This window comes from Stenotrophomonas sp. KH_029, from assembly GCF_057839765.1.
The window spans coordinates 484,704-502,671 of the sequence record NZ_CM174498.1; the positions used below are offsets into that span (position 1 = coordinate 484,704).

Annotated in this window: 17 protein-coding genes and 2 pseudogenes; 10 read left to right on the plus strand and 9 right to left on the minus strand. The window is 63.2% G+C overall.

The annotated features are described in order from the left end of the window. Positions 1-99: 99 nt before the first annotated feature. The 4 genes from AC3ITM_RS02170 to AC3ITM_RS02185 form a co-directional block, all read right to left on the minus strand. Positions 100-654, minus strand: coding sequence for a queuosine precursor transporter (locus tag AC3ITM_RS02170; RefSeq protein ID WP_489268067.1), 555 nt, complete (start codon positions 652-654; stop codon positions 100-102). Between the two features lie 74 nt (positions 655-728). Further along, entirely contained in the window at positions 729-1,244 is a 516-nt protein-coding gene (locus AC3ITM_RS02175) for a hypothetical protein (protein ID WP_228887378.1), read from the minus strand. 139 nt (positions 1,245-1,383) lie between these two features. Continuing rightward, the gene (locus AC3ITM_RS02180) at positions 1,384-2,250 is read right to left on the minus strand and encodes a DUF2145 domain-containing protein (protein WP_489268069.1); all 867 of its coding nucleotides are present in this window, start codon (positions 2,248-2,250) and stop codon (positions 1,384-1,386) included. A 36-nt stretch (positions 2,251-2,286) separates the two neighbouring features. Then, the gene (locus tag AC3ITM_RS02185) at positions 2,287-3,255 is read right to left on the minus strand and encodes a mitochondrial fission ELM1 family protein (RefSeq protein WP_489268071.1); all 969 of its coding nucleotides are present in this window, start codon (positions 3,253-3,255) and stop codon (positions 2,287-2,289) included. A 130-nt stretch (positions 3,256-3,385) separates the two neighbouring features. Here AC3ITM_RS02185 and AC3ITM_RS02190 point away from each other — a divergent pair, with 130 nt between their 5' ends. From AC3ITM_RS02190 to AC3ITM_RS02200, 3 genes are all read left to right on the plus strand, one after another. Beyond that, the gene (locus tag AC3ITM_RS02190; RefSeq protein ID WP_489268072.1) at positions 3,386-3,976 is read left to right on the plus strand and encodes a malonic semialdehyde reductase; all 591 of its coding nucleotides are present in this window, start codon (positions 3,386-3,388) and stop codon (positions 3,974-3,976) included. Between the two features lie 131 nt (positions 3,977-4,107). Beyond that, positions 4,108-4,812 carry a YceI family protein gene (locus tag AC3ITM_RS02195; protein WP_489268073.1) on the plus strand — a complete coding sequence of 235 codons (705 nt, stop codon included), beginning with the start codon at positions 4,108-4,110 and terminating at the stop codon, positions 4,810-4,812. A 222-nt stretch (positions 4,813-5,034) separates the two neighbouring features. Then, positions 5,035-5,844, plus strand: coding sequence for a hypothetical protein (locus tag AC3ITM_RS02200; protein ID WP_489268075.1), 810 nt, complete (start codon positions 5,035-5,037; stop codon positions 5,842-5,844). A 193-nt stretch (positions 5,845-6,037) separates the two neighbouring features. Here AC3ITM_RS02200 and AC3ITM_RS02205 read toward each other — a convergent pair whose 3' ends face one another. From AC3ITM_RS02205 to AC3ITM_RS02215, 3 genes are all read right to left on the minus strand, one after another. Continuing rightward, the gene (locus tag AC3ITM_RS02205) at positions 6,038-6,475 is read right to left on the minus strand and encodes a hypothetical protein (protein WP_489268076.1); all 438 of its coding nucleotides are present in this window, start codon (positions 6,473-6,475) and stop codon (positions 6,038-6,040) included. A gap of 57 nt (positions 6,476-6,532) precedes the next feature. After that, positions 6,533-7,330: a siderophore-interacting protein gene (locus AC3ITM_RS02210; protein ID WP_489268078.1), complete on the minus strand. Its 798-nt coding sequence runs from the start codon at positions 7,328-7,330 to the stop codon at positions 6,533-6,535. A gap of 105 nt (positions 7,331-7,435) precedes the next feature. Continuing rightward, positions 7,436-7,939, minus strand: a complete 504-nt coding sequence (locus tag AC3ITM_RS02215) for a PadR family transcriptional regulator (protein WP_489268080.1) — start codon at positions 7,937-7,939, stop codon at positions 7,436-7,438. 460 nt (positions 7,940-8,399) lie between these two features. Between AC3ITM_RS02215 and aceE the strand changes: the two genes are divergently transcribed. The 5 genes and pseudogenes from aceE to AC3ITM_RS02240 form a co-directional block, all read left to right on the plus strand. Then, positions 8,400-11,087 (plus strand): pyruvate dehydrogenase (acetyl-transferring), homodimeric type, encoded by a 2,688-nt coding sequence (gene aceE / locus AC3ITM_RS02220; RefSeq protein ID WP_228887387.1) that lies wholly within the window; start codon positions 8,400-8,402, stop codon positions 11,085-11,087. A 169-nt stretch (positions 11,088-11,256) separates the two neighbouring features. Continuing rightward, complete coding sequence (locus AC3ITM_RS02225; protein WP_489268082.1) at positions 11,257-12,357, plus strand: DNA cytosine methyltransferase; 1,101 nt, start codon at positions 11,257-11,259, stop codon at positions 12,355-12,357. A gap of 1 nt (position 12,358) precedes the next feature. After that, on the plus strand, positions 12,359-15,508 hold the full coding sequence (locus AC3ITM_RS02230; protein WP_489268083.1) for an N-6 DNA methylase: 3,150 nt from the start codon (positions 12,359-12,361) through the stop codon (positions 15,506-15,508). A 113-nt stretch (positions 15,509-15,621) separates the two neighbouring features. Next, positions 15,622-15,851: pseudogene (locus AC3ITM_RS02235) on the plus strand (transposase); the annotation flags it as partial. A gap of 53 nt (positions 15,852-15,904) precedes the next feature. Then, positions 15,905-16,120, plus strand: a pseudogene (locus AC3ITM_RS02240) (integrase core domain-containing protein); the annotation flags it as partial. Positions 16,121-16,203: 83 nt separating this feature from the next. Here the strand turns inward: AC3ITM_RS02240 and AC3ITM_RS02245 are convergent. Next, complete coding sequence (locus tag AC3ITM_RS02245) at positions 16,204-16,419, minus strand: hypothetical protein (RefSeq protein WP_489268085.1); 216 nt, start codon at positions 16,417-16,419, stop codon at positions 16,204-16,206. 237 nt (positions 16,420-16,656) lie between these two features. Here AC3ITM_RS02245 and AC3ITM_RS02250 point away from each other — a divergent pair, with 237 nt between their 5' ends. Further along, positions 16,657-16,956 carry a SymE family type I addiction module toxin gene (locus AC3ITM_RS02250; RefSeq protein ID WP_489268087.1) on the plus strand — a complete coding sequence of 100 codons (300 nt, stop codon included), beginning with the start codon at positions 16,657-16,659 and terminating at the stop codon, positions 16,954-16,956. A 197-nt stretch (positions 16,957-17,153) separates the two neighbouring features. Continuing rightward, positions 17,154-17,486 (plus strand): hypothetical protein, encoded by a 333-nt coding sequence (locus tag AC3ITM_RS02255; RefSeq protein WP_489268089.1) that lies wholly within the window; start codon positions 17,154-17,156, stop codon positions 17,484-17,486. Between the two features lie 237 nt (positions 17,487-17,723). Here AC3ITM_RS02255 and AC3ITM_RS02260 read toward each other — a convergent pair whose 3' ends face one another. Next, complete coding sequence (locus tag AC3ITM_RS02260) at positions 17,724-17,948, minus strand: hypothetical protein (RefSeq protein ID WP_489268091.1); 225 nt, start codon at positions 17,946-17,948, stop codon at positions 17,724-17,726. Positions 17,949-17,968: the final 20 nt, after the last annotated feature.

Below are 17,968 nucleotides of genomic sequence, written 5' to 3' on the forward strand. Positions count from 1 at the left end.
ATCCACGCCATGCGTGGATGGCGCGGTGCCCGCCACGCACGTGCCAAGGCACCGCACACGGGCCGGAAAACATCCACGCATAGCGTGGATCTACCCGGGCTACGCGGTGCGGGGCGCCATGCGCCACAGCAGCGCGCGGAACGGCACCAGCAGGAACACGCCGATCGCCAGCTTCACCGCCAGGTCGCCGGCGGCCCAGCTCACCCACGGCAGGCTGGAGCCGGCAAAGGCGATGCTCCAGAAGATCGTGGTGTCCAGCGTGGCGCTGCAGGTGGTGGCCACCATCGGCGCGCGCCACCAATGCCCGCGGCGCAGCCGGTCGAACACGGTGATGTCCAGCAGCTGGGCGGCGATGAAGGCCAGGCACGAGGCCACCGCGATGCGTGGGGTGGCGATCCAGATCGACAGCAGCACCGCCAGCGCGAAGCCGGCCCAGGCCACCTTGCGCGCCGCCTGCGGCCCGAAACGGCGGTTGATCAGGTTGCTCACCAGGAACGCCACCGGATAGCTGAACGCCCCCCAGGTCAACCAGTCGTTGATCGGGTACTGCACCAGCACGTTGCTGCCCAGCACCACCACGCCCATCGCCAGCACCGCCAACAGCAGCGACGGTACGGTCAACGGGGCAAAGGCAATGGCAGGACGCACAGGCATGGCGCACCGGGAAGTCGGGGAAGCCGCGGATTATCCGGGCTTGGCCCAGCCGGGGCCAGCCCCGGCCCGTTCACTTAGAAGCGTTCGCTCAGGTTGTCGGCGGCCGCATCGGCGGTGGGCAGGAACGCCAGCGCGGTGCCATCGGCGGCGGCCACGGTCCAGCCGGCGCCGGCCGGGGTCGGCTCGAAGGCCAACACATCGCCCACCTTGACCTCGGCGGCCGGGTTGTCCGGGCGTGCCGGCCACTGCAGCACCGCCAGGTCATCGGGGGCCTGCGGGTTCTGCAGGGCCACCTGGAACCCCCCATCGGCCTGCTGCTCCACCCGTTCCACCGTCAGCGGTGGCAACGGGCCGGCCTTGGTCCGCGCGGCATGGGCAATGCGGCTGCGGCGGGCCGAACCATCGTGCAGCTTGCCCAGCCCGGCCGAGGTCAACCAGACCGGCGCGGTCACCACCGCCAGGCTGGCCACCGAGGTGATCAGCACGCTGCTGGCCACCGGATGCTTGCTGTAATACTGCGCCTGGGCCGGTGCGACGCCCACGGCCAACGCAAGCAATGGCGCAGCGGCAAGCAGGGAGATCGGTTTCATGCAGTGGTTTCCTGGGTAGGGGTCCAGCAAGGGCCAGTATCGCTTACCAGCGTTGACCGGAGGGTTGCGCCGCGATCCACAGAACGTTGTTGCTCATCGCTGTCAGGGCACGCGCCAAGGGGAGCAGGGCACTTTGGGATCACGGCTTGGGCGCGGTAACTCCCGCCACCGGAACATGCGGCACCGACAGCTCCTGCTGCAGCCCCTTCTGCTGCTGCACGAAGTCGAACACCGATTCGACCGTCACCACAGAATAGTTGCCCGAGATACGTTCACTGGCAGGATGGTCAGTAACTGCCGCATTGGGCACGAAAAAGCGCGCGCCCAGCCGTTTGGCCACGCCGATATGCAGCGTGCTGGGTTGGTAGTCGTGCTGCTTCAGCCAGCCCTGCACCTGGGTGCGGTTGACGATCAGGGTGTTGTCTTCGAGCTGTGCCAGCGCGGCGGCCAGCACTTCCAGCACCCACTGGTTGGAGTTCTGGTACTCGGCGCGGAACGGGTAGGCCACCACGCTGTAGCGCGCCTCGTGCAGCGCCCGTGCCTGGATCGCCGGCTGGGCCAGCATCGCCTTGAGTGCGGCGCGCAGCGCAGGCGTGGGCACGCCGATGCGCAGGTCGGTGTGGCTGGACGTTTCGCCGATGAAGGTGGCCACGCCCTCGCGGAACAACTGCGATTCGGCGGTCTTGCACGGATTGAGCAGATGCGCCGCGCGCCACTGGCCATCGTCTTCGCGCAGCAGGAAGGCCACATGGCTGTGGCGCAGCCCGTACCTGCTCAGGTCCTGGCCGCCACGCGCGATCAACACCACGTCCACGCCATCGAGCGCATCCAGCGTTTCGGTGGTGGCCAGTGCCACGTCGAACATCGAGGCCAGCGCGGCCGGGGTCGGGTAGCGTTCCACGCACTGCGGCTCGGCCTGCGCGCCGGGCGCGGCCAGGGCCAGCGCAATGCACAGTGCGGCAGGAAGGTATAGGCGCTTCAACAGCGCAGGGCGGGGTGCGTCCATGTCACAGCTTCTCCAGCGGCAACGGCCGCAGCGGCATCATACCGACAGCAATCGCGCCCGCACCTGTGCGGCAATCCGCGCCGTCTCGCGCAGCGGTTCAATCCGCGCATCGCAGTGCCAGTCCAGCCAGCGCGGCTGCAACCGGCCGCGGTCGCGCAAGGCGTGCTGGAACTGCGCCAACCGGCCCTGTGCCTGCCCGGCCAGCGCCACCGCCACCGGCAGGCGCGTGGCGCTGGCTTCGGACAGCAGGTTCACCGAATCGGGCGAGACCACGACCCGATCGGCCCAGCCGAGCAGCCCGGCATACGGGTTGACGCCATCGCCGCCGTCGCCCCAGATCACCTGCGGCAGCTCGGCGAACGCGCTGCGCAGCGCGCCCACCAGTGCCGGCGGAGTGCGCCGCGAGGTAGTGGCCAGCAGGCTGCCGCCTTCGGCCTGCAGCTGCGCGGCCAACTGCTGGAACACCCGCACCATGTCCGGCTCGTGCCAGGGCGCATGCGGGGTGGGCCCGCCCACCAGCAGTGCGGTGCGCGGGCCGGGCAGTTCATCGAACGTGGGAAACGCCGCCCGCCCGCAGGCCAGCCAATCGTCGTTGACCGGGTTCAGGCTGCCCAGCAGGGTGAGCACGTTGCCGCCGCGCAGGCGGTCGTGTTCGGGCACCACCAGCAGGTCCCAGTGGCGGGGCGGCAGGCGCGGGTCGAGGATCTGCACCACCCGGCTACCGCGCCGGCGCAACACCCGCAGCGCCCCGGCGGCCTGGCGGCCACAGCCGATCGCCAGGGCCGGCGGCTCGGCGGCCAGTTCGCTGAAGGCCTGCCCATAGCCGGCGGCGGCGCCGGGTAGCCAGCGCGGCGCCAGCCAGCGCCACGGTGCACGCGGGCTCAGCACCAGCGGACGATGCGCCCCCAGTTTCAGCGCCGAGGCCAGCGCCACCGCCTGCCGCACGTTGCCGGCACGGCCGTCGGTGATCGTCCAGGGGGGACTCCATCGTTTCACGTATGGCATTAATTCGTTTCAGTCAGGCTGGGTGTTGCAACTGTCGCGACACTCTACACTGCCAGCCTTCACCGACGGCGCGCTCGCCCTGCCACGGTAGCCGATCCCGCCACGGTTTCCCCTTTCTTCTGGAGGCTTCATGTCCCACGTACTCGACGCTGCTGCGCTTGACCAGTTGTTCCGTACCGCCCGTACCCAGAACGCCTTCCTCGACAAGCCGGTCGAAGACAGCCAGCTGCAGGCCCTGTACGAACTGCTGAAGTGGGGCCCCACCGCGGCCAACTCCAGCCCGGCGCGCCTGGTGTTCGTCAAATCGGCCGAAGCCAAGGCCAAGCTGGCCCCGGCCCTGTCCGAAGGCAATCACGACAAGACCCTGGCCGCCCCGGTCACGGTGATCGTGGCCTTCGATGAAGACTTCCACGAAAAGCTGCCCTACCTGTTCCCGCACGCCGACGCCAAGGCCTGGTTCGACGGCCCGCGCGAAGGCCGCACCGAATCGGCGTTCCGCAACGGCAGCCTGCAGGGCGCCTACCTGATCCTGGCCGCGCGTGCGCTGGGCCTGGATGCCGGCCCGATGTCCGGCTTTGACAACGCCAAGGTCGACGAGGCCTTCTTCAAGGGCACCGCCATCAAGTCGAATTTCCTGGTCAATCTGGGGTACGGTGACCCGTCGGGCCTGTTCCCGCGGTTGCCGCGCCTGGCCTTCGACGAAGCGGCCCGCATCGAGTAAGCGTTCCTGCCAGAGGCAATGGCAGGTGCCGTTGGTAGCGTCGCGCAGCGACGGCCATGCGTTCTGGCCCGCCTGTGCCGACGGGCTGTTGCATTACCCTTCTTTTTCCCTTGATTTTGACGAGACCTGACATGACCGTGACCCGCAAACTGCTGTTGCCGCTGGCCCTGACCCTGGCCATTGCCGCCTGCTCCAAGCCGGCCGAACAGGCTGCCGCCCCGGCCGCCGATGCCCCGGCCGCCGCCGCCGAAACCGCCCCGGTTGCCGACGCTGCCCCGGCTGCGGCCCCGGCCGCTGCCGCCGTGCAGATCGCCTCGGGCACCTACAAGCTCGACCCGACCCACACCGACGTGCTGGTGCAGTGGAGCCACTTCGGCTTCTCCAACCCCTCGGCCCACTTCGGCAACGCCGACGGCACCCTGGTGTACGACGCCGCTGACGTGACCAAGTCCACCGTGGAAGTGACCCTGCCGCTGAGCGGCCTGAACACCTTCACCGCCAAGTTCGACGAGCACATCAAGAGCGCCGATTTCTTCGACGCGGCCAAGTTCCCGTCGGCTACCTTCAAGAGCACCAAGGTTGAAGCGGCCGGCACCAACAAGCTGACCGTCACCGGCGACCTGACCATCAAGGGCACCACCAAGCCGGTGACCCTGGATGTCACCGTCAACGGCGGCGGCGAGCACCCGATGGCCAAGGTGCCGGCGGCCGGCTTCGACGCCACCACCACCGTCAAGCGCAGCGATTTCGGCGTGGGCGCCTACGCCCCGAACGTCAGCGATGAAGTGAAGATCCGCATCACCACCGAAGCCACCGGCGAAAAGCCGGCTGCCTGATCGGCCACTGATGCAGTAGCAGCACAAAGCCCGCCGCAAGGCGGGCTTTTTGTTGGTGCCCCGGCGCAGCGACAGGCCGTCAACACCCACCCCCGGTAGCGCCACGCCATGCATGGCTGCACTCGGCGCACAACCTTCCCCACCGCGCCAGCCATGCATGGCGTGGCGCTACCCACGCATCCTCATCCCGTAAACTCCCCGCTTCGCGCAATGGAGCACCCCGTGCAAGAAGCACAGTTCTGGATGAAGGAATTCTGGACCGGCCTGAGCCTGCTCGACCTGGTCGGCGGCAGCATCCTGGGCACCCTGGCCGGCCTGCTGGCCGGCATCGCCTGCTGGTACGCCCTGCGCCGCCGCGGCTGGCTGGCCCGGCGCAACCGCTGGCACCATGCCGGCATCGCCACCTACGCGCTCGTGCTGCCGCTGTTGTTCGCCTTCACCGGCCTGCAGCTCGGCTTTACCGCCGGTGCGCAGCGCGCGCTGTACAAACAGATCGACCACTTCCAGCCGCACCTGCAGACCCTGGTCGCCGGGTGGATGGTGGATGTTGAAGACAGCCTGGACGACCCGGCCCTGGCCACGCTGCTGCGCAGCGATGCCAGCGTGCACGAGGTGACCACCCAGGTAGTGGACACCTACCTGGCCGAACACCCGCTGCCCGGTGCCACCTATCTGCAGGGCCAGGGCACGCTCACGCGCTGGACCCGCAAGGGGATCGAACACGTGCGCGGCGCGCTGATGTCGCAATGGGTGGAAGACAGTTTGTCGAAGGAAGTGGCCGGCTACAGCGGCGTGGACAAGCAGGTCTTCCGCGAAGCGCTGGGCATGCGCATGAACGAGTTGCTGCATACCAAGGGCGCCATCCGCCTGCTCAAGGCCCAGCTCACCAGCATGATGCCCGGCATCTACCTCGGCCTGCTGCTGCCGCTGCTGATCGTCATGGCCCTGGTGCTGCTGGAGATCGCCCTGGCCAGACACTACGGCTGGCAGCGCCCGCGGTCAGCAGCCGTTCCGGCAACCCCCGATCGGTAATGCCGGCCGCCGACCGGCTCCTCGCGATCCCCAACCCGACAATGCCGGCCGCCGGCCAGCTCCTCGCGATCCCAATCTGGTAGTGCCGGCCGCTGGCCGGCTCCTCACGATGCCGGTTCGCCCAGGAGCCGGCCAGCGGCCGGCACTACCCGCTTTGGTCGTCCGGCGGAATACCGCGTCACCCAGACGCGTCTCAGCCCGCAGCCACCGCCGCTGCCACCTTCACCAACCACGCGGTGGTGAAATCGGTCGGCACCCGCCGCGCCGGCGCGCTCAAGCCGCTGTCGCGCAGGAACGCATGGGTGGCCTGGGCAAAGCCCTGGCGGGCGATCAACGCGGCCTGCTTCACCGACGCCTGCTGCTTGCGCAGCTGCACGATCTGCAGGCTCGGCTTACCCGGCATCGCGTACTTCTGGTAACGGCGCAGTTCATCGGCCACCAGGCCGATATCGATCGTGGCCTGGGCCAGCGCGATCTGCGCCTGCGCCAGCGGCACCAGCGCCGCGCGCAGCGGCGCGATATTGCCCGCCACCGACGGCGCCAGCGCGGCCAATACCGCATCCAGGGCGGCATCGCCGCGCCCGGCGCGGTCGATCAGGTCGGTCAGTGCCGAAGAAGAGACTGCTTGCATGGAAAGGCACCGGCACAAAACGCAATTATCGCATCCGTACCCGGTGCCCGTCGCGGCTCAATCACCGTCGTGCTCGTCGGCGTGGGCCTTCCAGTAGCCGGTCGAGCGGATCCAGTCCTTGGGCACGCCCAGGTGGCCTTCGATGTACTTGCGCATCATCCGCGCCCGCCGCGATTCGGTAGCGATCCAGTAGAAGGTATCGCCGTCGGGCGCCTCGAAATCGGTCAGCACGTCCTCCAGCAGCGTGCTGCTGGCCGCATCGAAGCCGTTGCGCTCCAGCCACGACACCCGGATCCGGTCATCCTCGGGCAGCGCCTGGCGGTCGCCGGCTTCGGGAATCTCGATATACACCTCGGCCTGCGCACCGGCCGGCAGCGTCTCCAGCCAACGGCCGATCGCCGGCAGCGCGGTCTCATCGCCGATCAGCACATAGGTATCGAAATCGGCTGCGGTCATATGCGAGCCGCGCGGGCCGCCCACCGCGATGGCATCGCCCGGCTGGGCATTGGCCGCCCAGCTGGAGGCCACACCATGGCCGTGCATGACGAAATCCAGCGCCAGCTCCCCGGTTTCCAGGTTCCACCAGCGCGGGGTGTAGTCGCGTGCCGGCGAGGGTGCCTGGCCTTCCGGGTAGCGCGGCCCCTCGGCGGTCAGCGTCGGCAGCACGAACTGGCCGTCCGCATTGGGGAAGAACAGCTTGACGTGGTCGTCCGGCGAGGGCGACACAAAGCCCTCCAGCGCCGGCCCGCCCACGATCACCCGGCGCATGCACGGGCTGATCTCCTCGGTGCGCAGCACCTGCAGCGGGCGGAAGGTCACGGTATGACGCAGCAGTTTGTTTTCATGCAAAGCCATGGGGAATGCCTGTATGCAGTGCGCCGCAGCGCGGCGTAGGGGGAAGGACCTGGCTGGCCAAGGCTGGCTGGGTCGAACAATTCAAAACAAGGGCGCAGCGCATGCTCAGCGCCCGTGCGCGCGGATCCGCGCGGCCGCCTCGCGCAGCGCCTCGGCGGCGCTGGCGGCGCTGTCGTCCTGCCAGCGCCCGTGGCACGACGCCAGCGCATGCTTGACCTCGCGCAACGCCTCGCGCACGCCCGGCGGCAGGTTGGCCTTGGTGATCGTACGCGCGCTGTCGCGCACCCGGCGCAAGGCGGCATCCACCGCCTCGCGCTGCGCGGCCAGCTCGGCCTGGCCCAGCGCGCTCAAGCGGTAGCGCTTGCGCCCGCCGTCCTCCACCGCGTCCACCCAGCCGGCCGCCTCGAACTGCGCCAGCACCGGGTAGATCGAGCCCGCGCTGGGCGTATATACCCGCACGAACATCTCGCTGATCAACTGGATCAGCTCGTAACCATGGCGCGGCTGCTCGGACAGCAACGACAGCACCAGCAGGCGCAGGTCGCCACGGCTGAGCGGCCGGGTGGTGAGCGGGCGGGCAGGGCGGTCGAGGTCGCGCGGCGTGGTCATTTCGATATATCGAATGCGATTGCGGAACGATATATCGAAAACTACCCGCGCCACCAGCCCCCGCACACGCCCGGCAGGGAAGCGTTCAGCTGACCGTTCGCCGCGATGGTGCGTGCCCGTGGTGGAACAATCCGTAGCCCGGACCGCCCGCGTGGAACCTCGTCGCTCGCGCGCACCCACCGCCGCAGGCCCCGCCACTACGGCACCCGAGCCCGTCAGCAGCGCGTCGGCCTACGCCGCACTGTCCCGCTGACCTGCCCATGTCATCGCCGCGCGCGATGCTGGCGCGCGCCGTGGAACCGCACACAGCGCTCTGTCGCTGTCGCGCGCTGTCCCGGCGGACACCGCGCGATGGTTCCATACGCAACCGTAGCCAAGTAAGCAAACCCGTTGGTGCGCTACACTTTGCGGCTAGAAATCTAAAACAGTCGCGCGCGTGCGTGCGGTCATGGGAGCGCAAATGAACTGGTTGAACGAGGTGCTGAACAACGACCCGAATCCTGTGGAAACCCAGGAATGGATCGAGTCGCTGAAGGCCGTTATTGATGTCGAGGGCCCTGAGCGCGCGCATCAACTGTTGGAAGGCATGGTGGAACTGACCCGTCGCTCGGGCGCCTACCTGCCGTTCTCTCCCACCACCGAGTACGTCAACACCATCGCGCCGACCCTGGAGGCCAAGAGCCCGGGCAACGCCGAACTGGAATGGCGCATTCGTTCCATCATCCGCTGGAACGCGATGGCCACCGTGGTCCGCGCCAACCGCAAGCCGGGCGACCTGGGCGGCCACATCGCCTCCTTCGCCTCCGGCGCCACCCTGTACGACGTGGGCTTCAACCACTTCTGGCGCGCGCCCAGCGACAACCACCCCGGCGATTTGCTGTTCATCCAGGGCCACAGCGCCCCGGGCATCTATGCGCGTTCCTTCCTGGAAGGCCGCATCGACGAACAGCAGCTGGACAAGTTCCGCATGGAAGTCGACGGTGGCGGCCTGTCCAGCTACCCGCACCCGTGGCTGATGCCCGATTACTGGCAGACCCCCACCGTGTCGATGGGCCTCGGCCCGCTGGCCGCCATCTACCAGGCGCAGTTCCTGCGCTACCTGGAAAACCGCGGCCTGATCGAAAAGAGCGACCGCAAGGTGTGGTGCTTCATCGGCGACGGCGAAAGCGATGAGCCCGAAACCCTCGGCGCCATCGCCCTGGCCGGCCGCGAAGGCCTGGACAACCTCATCTTCGTGGTCAACTGCAACCTGCAGCGCCTGGACGGCCCGGTGCGCGGCAACGGCAAGATCATCCAGGAACTGGAAGGCGTGTTCCGTGGCGGCGGCTGGAACGTGATCAAGCTGCTGTGGGGCGGTTACTGGGATGCCCTGCTGGCCAAGGACACCAACGGCGTCCTGCGCAAGCTGATGATGGAAACCGTCGACGGCGAATACCAGAACTGCAAGGCCTTCGGCGGCGCCTACACGCGCGAGCATTTCTTCGGCAAGTACCCGGAAACCGCCGCCATGGTGGCCGGCCTCAGCGACGACGACATCTGGCGCCTCAACCGTGGTGGCCACGACCCGCACAAGGTGTACGCGGCCTACCACCAGGCCGTGAACACCAAGGGCATGCCCACCGTGATCCTGGCCAAGACGGTCAAGGGCTACGGCATGGGCAGCGCCGGCGAGGCGCTCAACCCCACCCACCAGACCAAGAAGCTGGACGACGAAGCGGTCAAGCATTTCCGCGACCGTTTCAACATCCCGGTCACCGACGCGCAGCTGGCCGATGGCCAGGTGCCGTTCTACCACCCCGGCCCGGATTCGCCGGAAGTGCAGTACCTGCAGGAACGCCGCGCGGCCCTGGGCGGTTACCTGCCGCAGCGCCGCCGCAAGGCCACCAAGAGCTTCAACGCACCGAAGCTGGAAACCTACGAGCGCCTGCTCAAGAGCAGCGGCGAGCGCAGCTACTCCACCACCATGGCCTTCGTGCAGAGCCTCAACATCACCCTGCGCGACAAGGAACTGGGCCCGCACATCGTGCCGATCGTGGCCGACGAAGCCCGTACCTTCGGCATGGAAGGCCTGTTCCGCCAGATCGGTATCTACGCGCCGTTCGGCCAGAAGTACAAGCCGGTCGACGCCGACCAGCTGATGTTCTACCGCGAAGACCAGAGCGGCCAGGTGCTGCAGCAGGGCATCAGCGAGCCGGGCGCGATCAGCTCGTGGATGGCCGCCGGCACCAGCTACTCGGTCAGCAACGTGCCGATGCTGCCGTTCTACATCTACTACTCCATGTTCGGCTTCCAGCGCGTGGGCGACATCGCCTGGCAGGCCGCCGACATGCGTACCCGCGGCTTCCTGCTCGGCGGCACCGCCGGCCGCACCACGCTCAACGGCGAAGGCCTGCAGCACGAAGATGGCCACAGCCATCTGGCCGCTGGCGGCATCCCCAACGTGCGCAGCTACGACCCCACCTTCGGCTTCGAAGTGACCGTGATCCTGCAGCACGGCACCAAGGCGATGATGGAAGATCAGATTGATGAGTACTACTACATCACCCTGATGAACGAAAACTACACCCACCCGGAAATGCCCGAAGGGGCGGCCGAAGGCATCGTCAAGGGCATGTACCTGCTCACCGACGCCGGCAAGCCCAAGAAGGGCGAACTGCGCGTGCAGCTGCTGGGCTCGGGCACCATCCTGCGCGAGGCCATCGAAGCGGCCGCGCTGCTGGAGAAGGATTTCGGCGTCACCGCCGACATCTGGAGCTGCCCCAGCTTCAACGAACTGCGCCGCGACGGTTTCGACGCCGAACGTTACAACCGCTTCCACCCGGAAGGCGAGCAGCGCAAGGCCTACGTCACCGAACTGCTGGAAGGCCGCCAGGGCCCGGCCATTGCCGCCACCGACTACGTGCGTGCGTATGCGGACCAAATCCGCGCGTTCGTGCCGATGGGCTACACCGTGCTCGGCACCGACGGCTTCGGCCGCTCGGACACCCGCGCCAACCTGCGCCGCTTCTTCGAGGTGGACCGGTACTACATCGCGCACGCCGCGATTGCGGCGCTGGCCAAGGAAGGGAAGATGACGGGTAAGGATGTGGCCCGGGCGATCAAGCAGTACAAGATTGATCCTGAGAAGGCTAATCCTGTAGGGGTTTGATCCTCCCCAGGTTGGAGTCAAATGAAAGGGCGGCCGCAAGGTCGCCCTTTTCGCGCTATAACTATGCAAACCCCTTTCCGGTCTCAACCCCTGCGAACGGCGCCAGTCATGCTGTCCACTCTACGAGAGCTGTCGCAGCTTCATCATTCGCAAAAAACTAATAAGTACGATGAAAAAAAAGAGTAGCGAACTCGAAATCAATGGCAGTGGCCCGAGAGTCATCTCCTTGTTCTCTGGTTGCGGCGGAATGGATTTCGGAATTAAGGCCGCTGGCGGAAGGATTGTCTTTAGCAACGATATCCTTCCGGATGCCTGCGGCACCCTAAAAAAATATTTCCCCGACTCCCAGGTATCTTGCGGTGACATAGCTTCGATTGAGGCCTTTCCCGCAGCGGAGGTCGTAGTCGGTGGATACCCCTGCCAGTCGTTTTCGATGGCGGGCAATCGAGATCCAAAGAAGGATGCTAGAACCAACCTGTACAAACAGTTCCTTAGGGTTATTAAGCTCGTGCAGCCGAAGTACTTCGTGGCTGAAAATGTCTCCGGTCTGAAACAGCTTGGTGCAGGTAGCTTCCTCGAAGAACAAGAAAGGGCCTATAAAAAGGCGGGTTATGCAGTTGCCCACCAACTCTTGAATGCTCGTGACTTTGGTGTTCCTCAGTCTCGAAAGCGACTCTTCATTGTCGGTGTAAGGGAGGATCTCTTTCAAGAATTTTCGTTCCCCGAACCAACGCATGGAAAGCCCACAAAAAAGGCTCCTGATTTGAAGCCTTACGCATCACATGGAGAGGTAATTAAGGATCTTCCTTTGTGGCCCGTAGGCGAGTTCTACGAGCGACCCCATGATCCAGAAGGCCACTTTTCTTGGTATTTCATGTCCCGTAATAGAAAGGCAAAATGGGACGAGCCCGCCTTTACTGTGGTAGCTAACTCGCGTCATATTACGCTTCATCCTGCAAGCCCCAAGATGAAGCTCACATGGTCCAACTTGGCTGACGGTTGGAAGCAGCGCTGGGATTTCACTGATGAGTACGATCACCTCGTCGAAGGTGAGGCACGCCAGAAGCTTGAAGTTCCGCGGCGGTTATCCTGGCGTGAGTGCGCACGAATTCAGACATTCCCAAACGACTTTGAGCCAATTGGAGACGTAGATTCCAAATTTACGCAGATTGGAAACGCTGTGCCGCCAATGCTTGCCGAAATCATGTTTCGACATTTGTTCACTGGAGAGGGGTTGGTCGACCGAAAGCCCTCTCGCAGGAGGCGATAATATGACGCGAGAACGTCTACTGGACGAGGCTTGTAGAGCTCTGGTGAGCGCAGTCTCCGGCGCTTCAAGTTCAGCAAGGAATGAAGCGCAGTTACGACATGAAATTGAACTCGCGCTTCAACTCGCGTGTTCCTCGTTGGGTATTGTTTGGACGCCATTTCAGCTTGAGCGTGCGCTTAAGCGGCGTGGCGCCTCCACCAAGTTTATTGATGTTGCTCATGGCGGCGTGCTTATCGAGTACGAGCCACCTCAGTGTTTTTCTGGAGGTGCAAACGCGAAGGCAAGGTACGCTCGAAGACAGGTGGAGGAGTACTCTAACCTCATCTCTTTTGAGGAGGGTCGGCCGCTTTCTGAGTATCTGTTGGTTGCATGGGATGGGGCGTCGATTACTTTTGGAAGACAGCAAATTGACGGCCACGAGTTCAGTTGGGAGGAAGTGGTCCCATTTGACTTGCAGGCCGCACGACGCCTTTTGCAATCGATGGAGTCTAGTGGGAGACCATTGGTCCATCCCAAGCTGCTTCAGTCCCTGATCGGTCCTGATTCGGCGTCAGGGATTCGGCTGATTCCTCTGCTGTACGCTCAGATATGCAGCAGTTTAAGGGATGATTCAAGCAAGACAAAGATGCTTTTTACTGAATGGGGCAGGTTGTTCGCACAAGTTGTTGGCTTTCAGCCGGACGGCATGAAGCGCTTGCTTAGAAGGCAGGAGATTTCGCATGGGCAGCCCTATGAAGAAAATCCGTCGGCATATCTATTTGCTCTCAATACTTATGTGGCCATCGTTGCAAAGATTGTCGTCGCATCAGCCCTTCCCAATGCCGCGCAGAACGTCCTTGATAGTTCAGTTCCTGTGAAGACTAGGCTTGCCGCTATTGAAAATGGATCCCTGTATGAGGGGTCTGGGATCCTCAATATGCTTGACGGGGACTTCTTCTCTTGGTACCTGGATGGTCGCGGTTGGAGTTCGCTGGAAGAGAGCCTTTCCAGTATGGTGGGCAAGCTGGCTGGGGTAGACTTTGCTATTGCAAAAAAGGACGCGACGACGACTCGCGACTTATTTAAGGGGATATACGAAGAATTCATTCCTCGTGAGATCCGCCATGCGCTCGGGGAGTTCTACACTCCGGATTGGCTTGCAGAATTCACACTCGCGATGACCGAGTGGAATCCAGAGAACTCCATGACAGACCCTGCATGCGGGTCTGGAACATTCTTACTCGAAGCACTTCGGCGTCGTCTTGTTAGCGGCTATCCGCGGAGCGCACGAGAACTCCTTGTAGGCATCAGCGGGGTCGACCTAAATCCTCTGGCTGTGCTCACAGCAAAAGCCTCGCTTGCTGTATTTATAGCGCCACACATGGACCCGAAGGATCCAGTGCGTCTACCAGTGTATCTCGCGGATAGCATAAACCCAGCTAGGCCGGGGGGCGGGCTATTCCCTTCGTTCTATTACTCGCTAAGCACCGAAAGGGGTCAGGTGGAATTCTCGGTCCCGCTGGAGCTGATCAAGAGTGATGGGTTCTATCCTGTCTTTAGAAGAATAAGAGATCTCATCGAGGAAGACCGAGATTCTGACTGGATCGTCGCTGATGTGGAGAGAGTCCTAGTTCGATACGATCTTAGTCCGGATCTTAGCGATGCCCTTCTTCCAACAATTGAGTCATTTGTTGAATTGCATCGGCAGGGCTGGAATGGAATTTGGTGTTCCATTGTTGCAGACCGATTTGCGGCGGGTGCAATTGAGCCTGCACAGTTTGTTTGCGGGAATCCACCCTGGATAAAGTGGAGTAATTTGCCTAGGGAATATACAAGGCAAATTCAACAACTTTGTAAAGAGCTTGGTGTATTTAGTGATGACAAGTGGGTAGGAGGTATTGAGGGCGATGTATCAACTGTGATTGCCTATCAGGCACTCCAGACCTACTTGGTGAACAACGGGCAGATGTGTTTGCTGCTACCAGGTTCAATCTTCGAAACTCCCTCGAGTGCGGGATTCCGAAGGATGAGGGTTGGTAGGGACTCTATGGCTTGCGCCGTGGAAAAAATTGAAGACTTTGATGAAATCGCACCTTTCGACGGTGTCGCCAATATGCCAAGGGCCGTCCTCATACGAAAAGGATCATTTACTTCATTCCCGGTGCAGTACAGGAAATGGAGTTTCGATTCTGCTCCGGCGACCGCTGCTCGCTACATCCGCACATCGACCGAGTTTGAAAGTGTGGCAGCGTCTGAAGACTTGTGTGCCTGGCCAGTGCCAGGTGGTGATGACAGGCCTTGGATCGTAGGGAAGTTAAGCGAGATTGGGGCGTTGAACGCAGCGTTTGGTTCCGCAAATCCAAGATATCAGGCTCGCAAGGGCGTTACCGCTGATCGAAACGGAATTTTCTGGGTCAAGGTGGTCGGCGCAGAGAAGAATGGGCTCACCATGATTGAAAATGAGGCTGGAATAGGTAAAACAAAGGGGATACCTATTGTAAAGGCGCCTGTGGAGGCTGAGCACGTTTTCCCCCTCCTGCGCGGTAGGGGTGTCTCCAGGTTCAGAGCCCGACCCGAGCCAGAGCTTCGCTACTTCGTTCCTCAGCGCTCGATGCACGGCGATCCCGACTTGCATGAAAATAGCCCCTTCTCCTACTCGTTCTTGAAGAATTTTAGGGAAGAGCTTGAAAAGCGCTCAAGCCTTAAGCGCTTTCAGCGGGGACAGCCCTATTACTCACTTTGGTCGATTGGTGAGTACACGTTTGCTCCATTCAAAGTCCTATGGAAGGAAATTGGTGGAAGCAAGTTTGAGGTGGCGTATGTTGGAAGTGCCGACGTTTCGGGGCGCCAGGTAGTGGTGGTGCCAGATCACAAGCTCTATTTCATTCCGGTTGAGACCGAATATGAAGCAGCATTTTTAACTGGATTTCTTGGCTCAACGCCGATATCTAAGGCGGTTGCCTCCTATGGAGCGACGTTGAGTTTTGGAACGAGCGTTAGTAGCTATATCAATATTCCTACATACGATCCGGACTGCAAGCCGATGAAAGATCTGGCGGAGCTCGTCATGATAATTTCCAGGGGGCTCAATAAGGTGGAAGATGTTGAACTGGTTGAGGTTGACCATCTGGTGGAGAAGATAATTTCCACCTGCCGGGAAGTAGATGTCTAGGCCATCTGGACTATTGTGCGAGACCAACGTAGCGTCTCGGGTACCGTAGAAGGCCTTTTCATATGCGACGTCCCCAAGATTGAGTGGCGCAGCGGTTTGGAGTCCAATCCCCAATGACAGCGAGATTAAACGTGAAAAGGCGCTTAACCGAAGAACAGATGATCGGCTTCCTGCGCGAAGTTGAGGCCGGCATGCCAATCAAGAGCCTTTGCCGACAGCATCGCTTCAGCTAGGCCTCGTACACCCGTAGCCCAGCGAGTTCAGGGGCGTGAGCCTGCCCGATGCCAAGCGGCTCAAAGACCTGGAAACAGAGAACACGCGTCTGAAGAAGCACCTGGCAGATGCGTCGCAGGAAGCGTACGAGAAGGGAGTGGCCTTTTGTCTGATCGTTGTCTGATCGATCCGGGCAAACCTGATCAGAATGCTTACGTCGAGTCCTTCAACGGCCGGTTGCGCGATGAATGCCTCAACGAGCACTGGTTCCCGGCATTGCTTCATGCCCGTATCAGCATCGAAAGCTGGTGGCGCAACTACAATGAAGAGAGACCAAAAATAGTGTTGGGCGGGCTAACAGCTGCCCAGCACGCCGCGCAGTTGGAACGAAGCGAGATAACATCAGCAGCGGGTTCTAAACTCGCCCGCTACTCAGTCCGCGGGGGGGGGGCATCGGAGCTTCAATGTTCCTTTGATGCGTATTAGCTGCTTAGAACAAGTCTAGGAGGAGGCCAGAATGTATCAACTCTACAAATTTCGTAGTCCTCCCCAAACGCTAACGCAGCTTCTCTGGCCGGCAGATCCGAATAGCACTCCAGCAAAACCCGATCCATCCCCGCATCCGCATGGTCGATCGCAAAGAAGGTCATCATCGCTTCGTCGAACTCTTGCAGCCACTCGTCGTCAATCCTGATCATCCGCAGTTCTCCTGATGGGCCGCAAGCATGCCGGTCCACCATCCCACCGATTGCGACTGAGCTGGGCCGATTGCGACGCGCCGTAGATGCCGCCGACCAAACCCCAACGATCAACAGAAAAAAGCGATTTCCCATCTTCTGCACCATCCGGCATGGTGCTCTCCGAGCGTAGAAACTCCTCTGGCAGCCCACTTCCCTTGCCACCTTGGCAAGGCCACGCCATGCAGGAGGTCCAACATGCTGACGCCCTGGGATGACTCACCCTTCTTCGAGCCCCCCAAACGCAAACCCTATGCTCGCCCCGCGCGCACCTATCGCGTAGGCGCGCTGACGTACCCGGAGCGCGAAGAGTACGGCCCCTGTGAGCGGGTGCCCTACCTCAAGCTGCGTGGCCGCTGGCTGGACAAGCTCGGCTTCGACGTGGGTGCCCGCCTGGAGGTGGAGGCCACCCACGGCAGCATCACCCTCACCGTGGTGCAGCGGCCGGTGGTAACACCCCCGAAGATCCCCCGAAAGCTGCAGCGCAAAACCGGCTGAGCGGCAGCGCCTGCCTGTCTGGCGGGCACATGCACGCTCATAGCCGGCCAGCTTGGGCGGCGCGCCTAGTCGCAGGGCCAGGGCCGCTGCCCGTGGCAGCACCGCCGCGGTGGCCGGCGCTACGCCAGCCGCGCACGGCGCGTCCGGTGCAGCGGGCAGACAGATCCTGATTCATTACCCAGCAGTGGGAGAACCCCATGAACAACAACGTTGTGGTGCAGTTGAAGGTGGAAGCGGGCTTACGCGCCAGCTTCCAGCAGGCGGCCGGGCGACAACAGCGCCCGCCAGCCCAAGTGATCCGGCAGTTGATGCGGGAGTATGTGGCCCGCCAATCGGCGCCGGCGATGGCCGCAGGCCGGCAGCCGCTTGAAGCGGCCCGGGCCGTGGCGGCGCCGCTGGGGGCGGATGAAACGCTGGCGGCGTCGCAGCCGCCCGACCCGCCGCCGTGCTATGCCGGCGGCGACCGCGATCTGGAACAGATGGCGCAGCGGCAATACGGCTGGCACGACAGCCCGTTTGGCGCGGAGTGAGCGGCTGTTGCCGGGCAGTTGCCCGGCAAGGACGAGGGGGCAGGCCCCCTTAGGTGGCGGGCTTGCGCTGTCGGCAGGGGGGCGGACACATCACTGCGTGCTGCCCATAGCGCACCGCCTCCCTATCCGTCCATGGACGGGCAGGAACTCCCGGCGGTCGCGCCGCCGCCGGGTGCAGTCGCCATAGCCCCGGTCGCTGCGTACTGCAGGGACATGCGCCATTGCGGGGCCGCTGGTTCACTCACTGCTGCATACCCAGCCAACTGAGGCGCCGCCGGGGATGCCATCACCCGCCGAAGGCACCATGTCCATCGCTGCGCAGAAGTTCCGGTGGAAGCGTTTGGTGGCTTCGCTCTGCTCATGGTAACGATAGATCAGCCTCCCGAAGCCGTCCGGGCTCAGTCGCTGTTCCACCTGCACGATGTCGCCGTTGAGGTCGTCCCACTCGCTGGTTCTGATCACGTGGAGGTCGCCATTGGCAT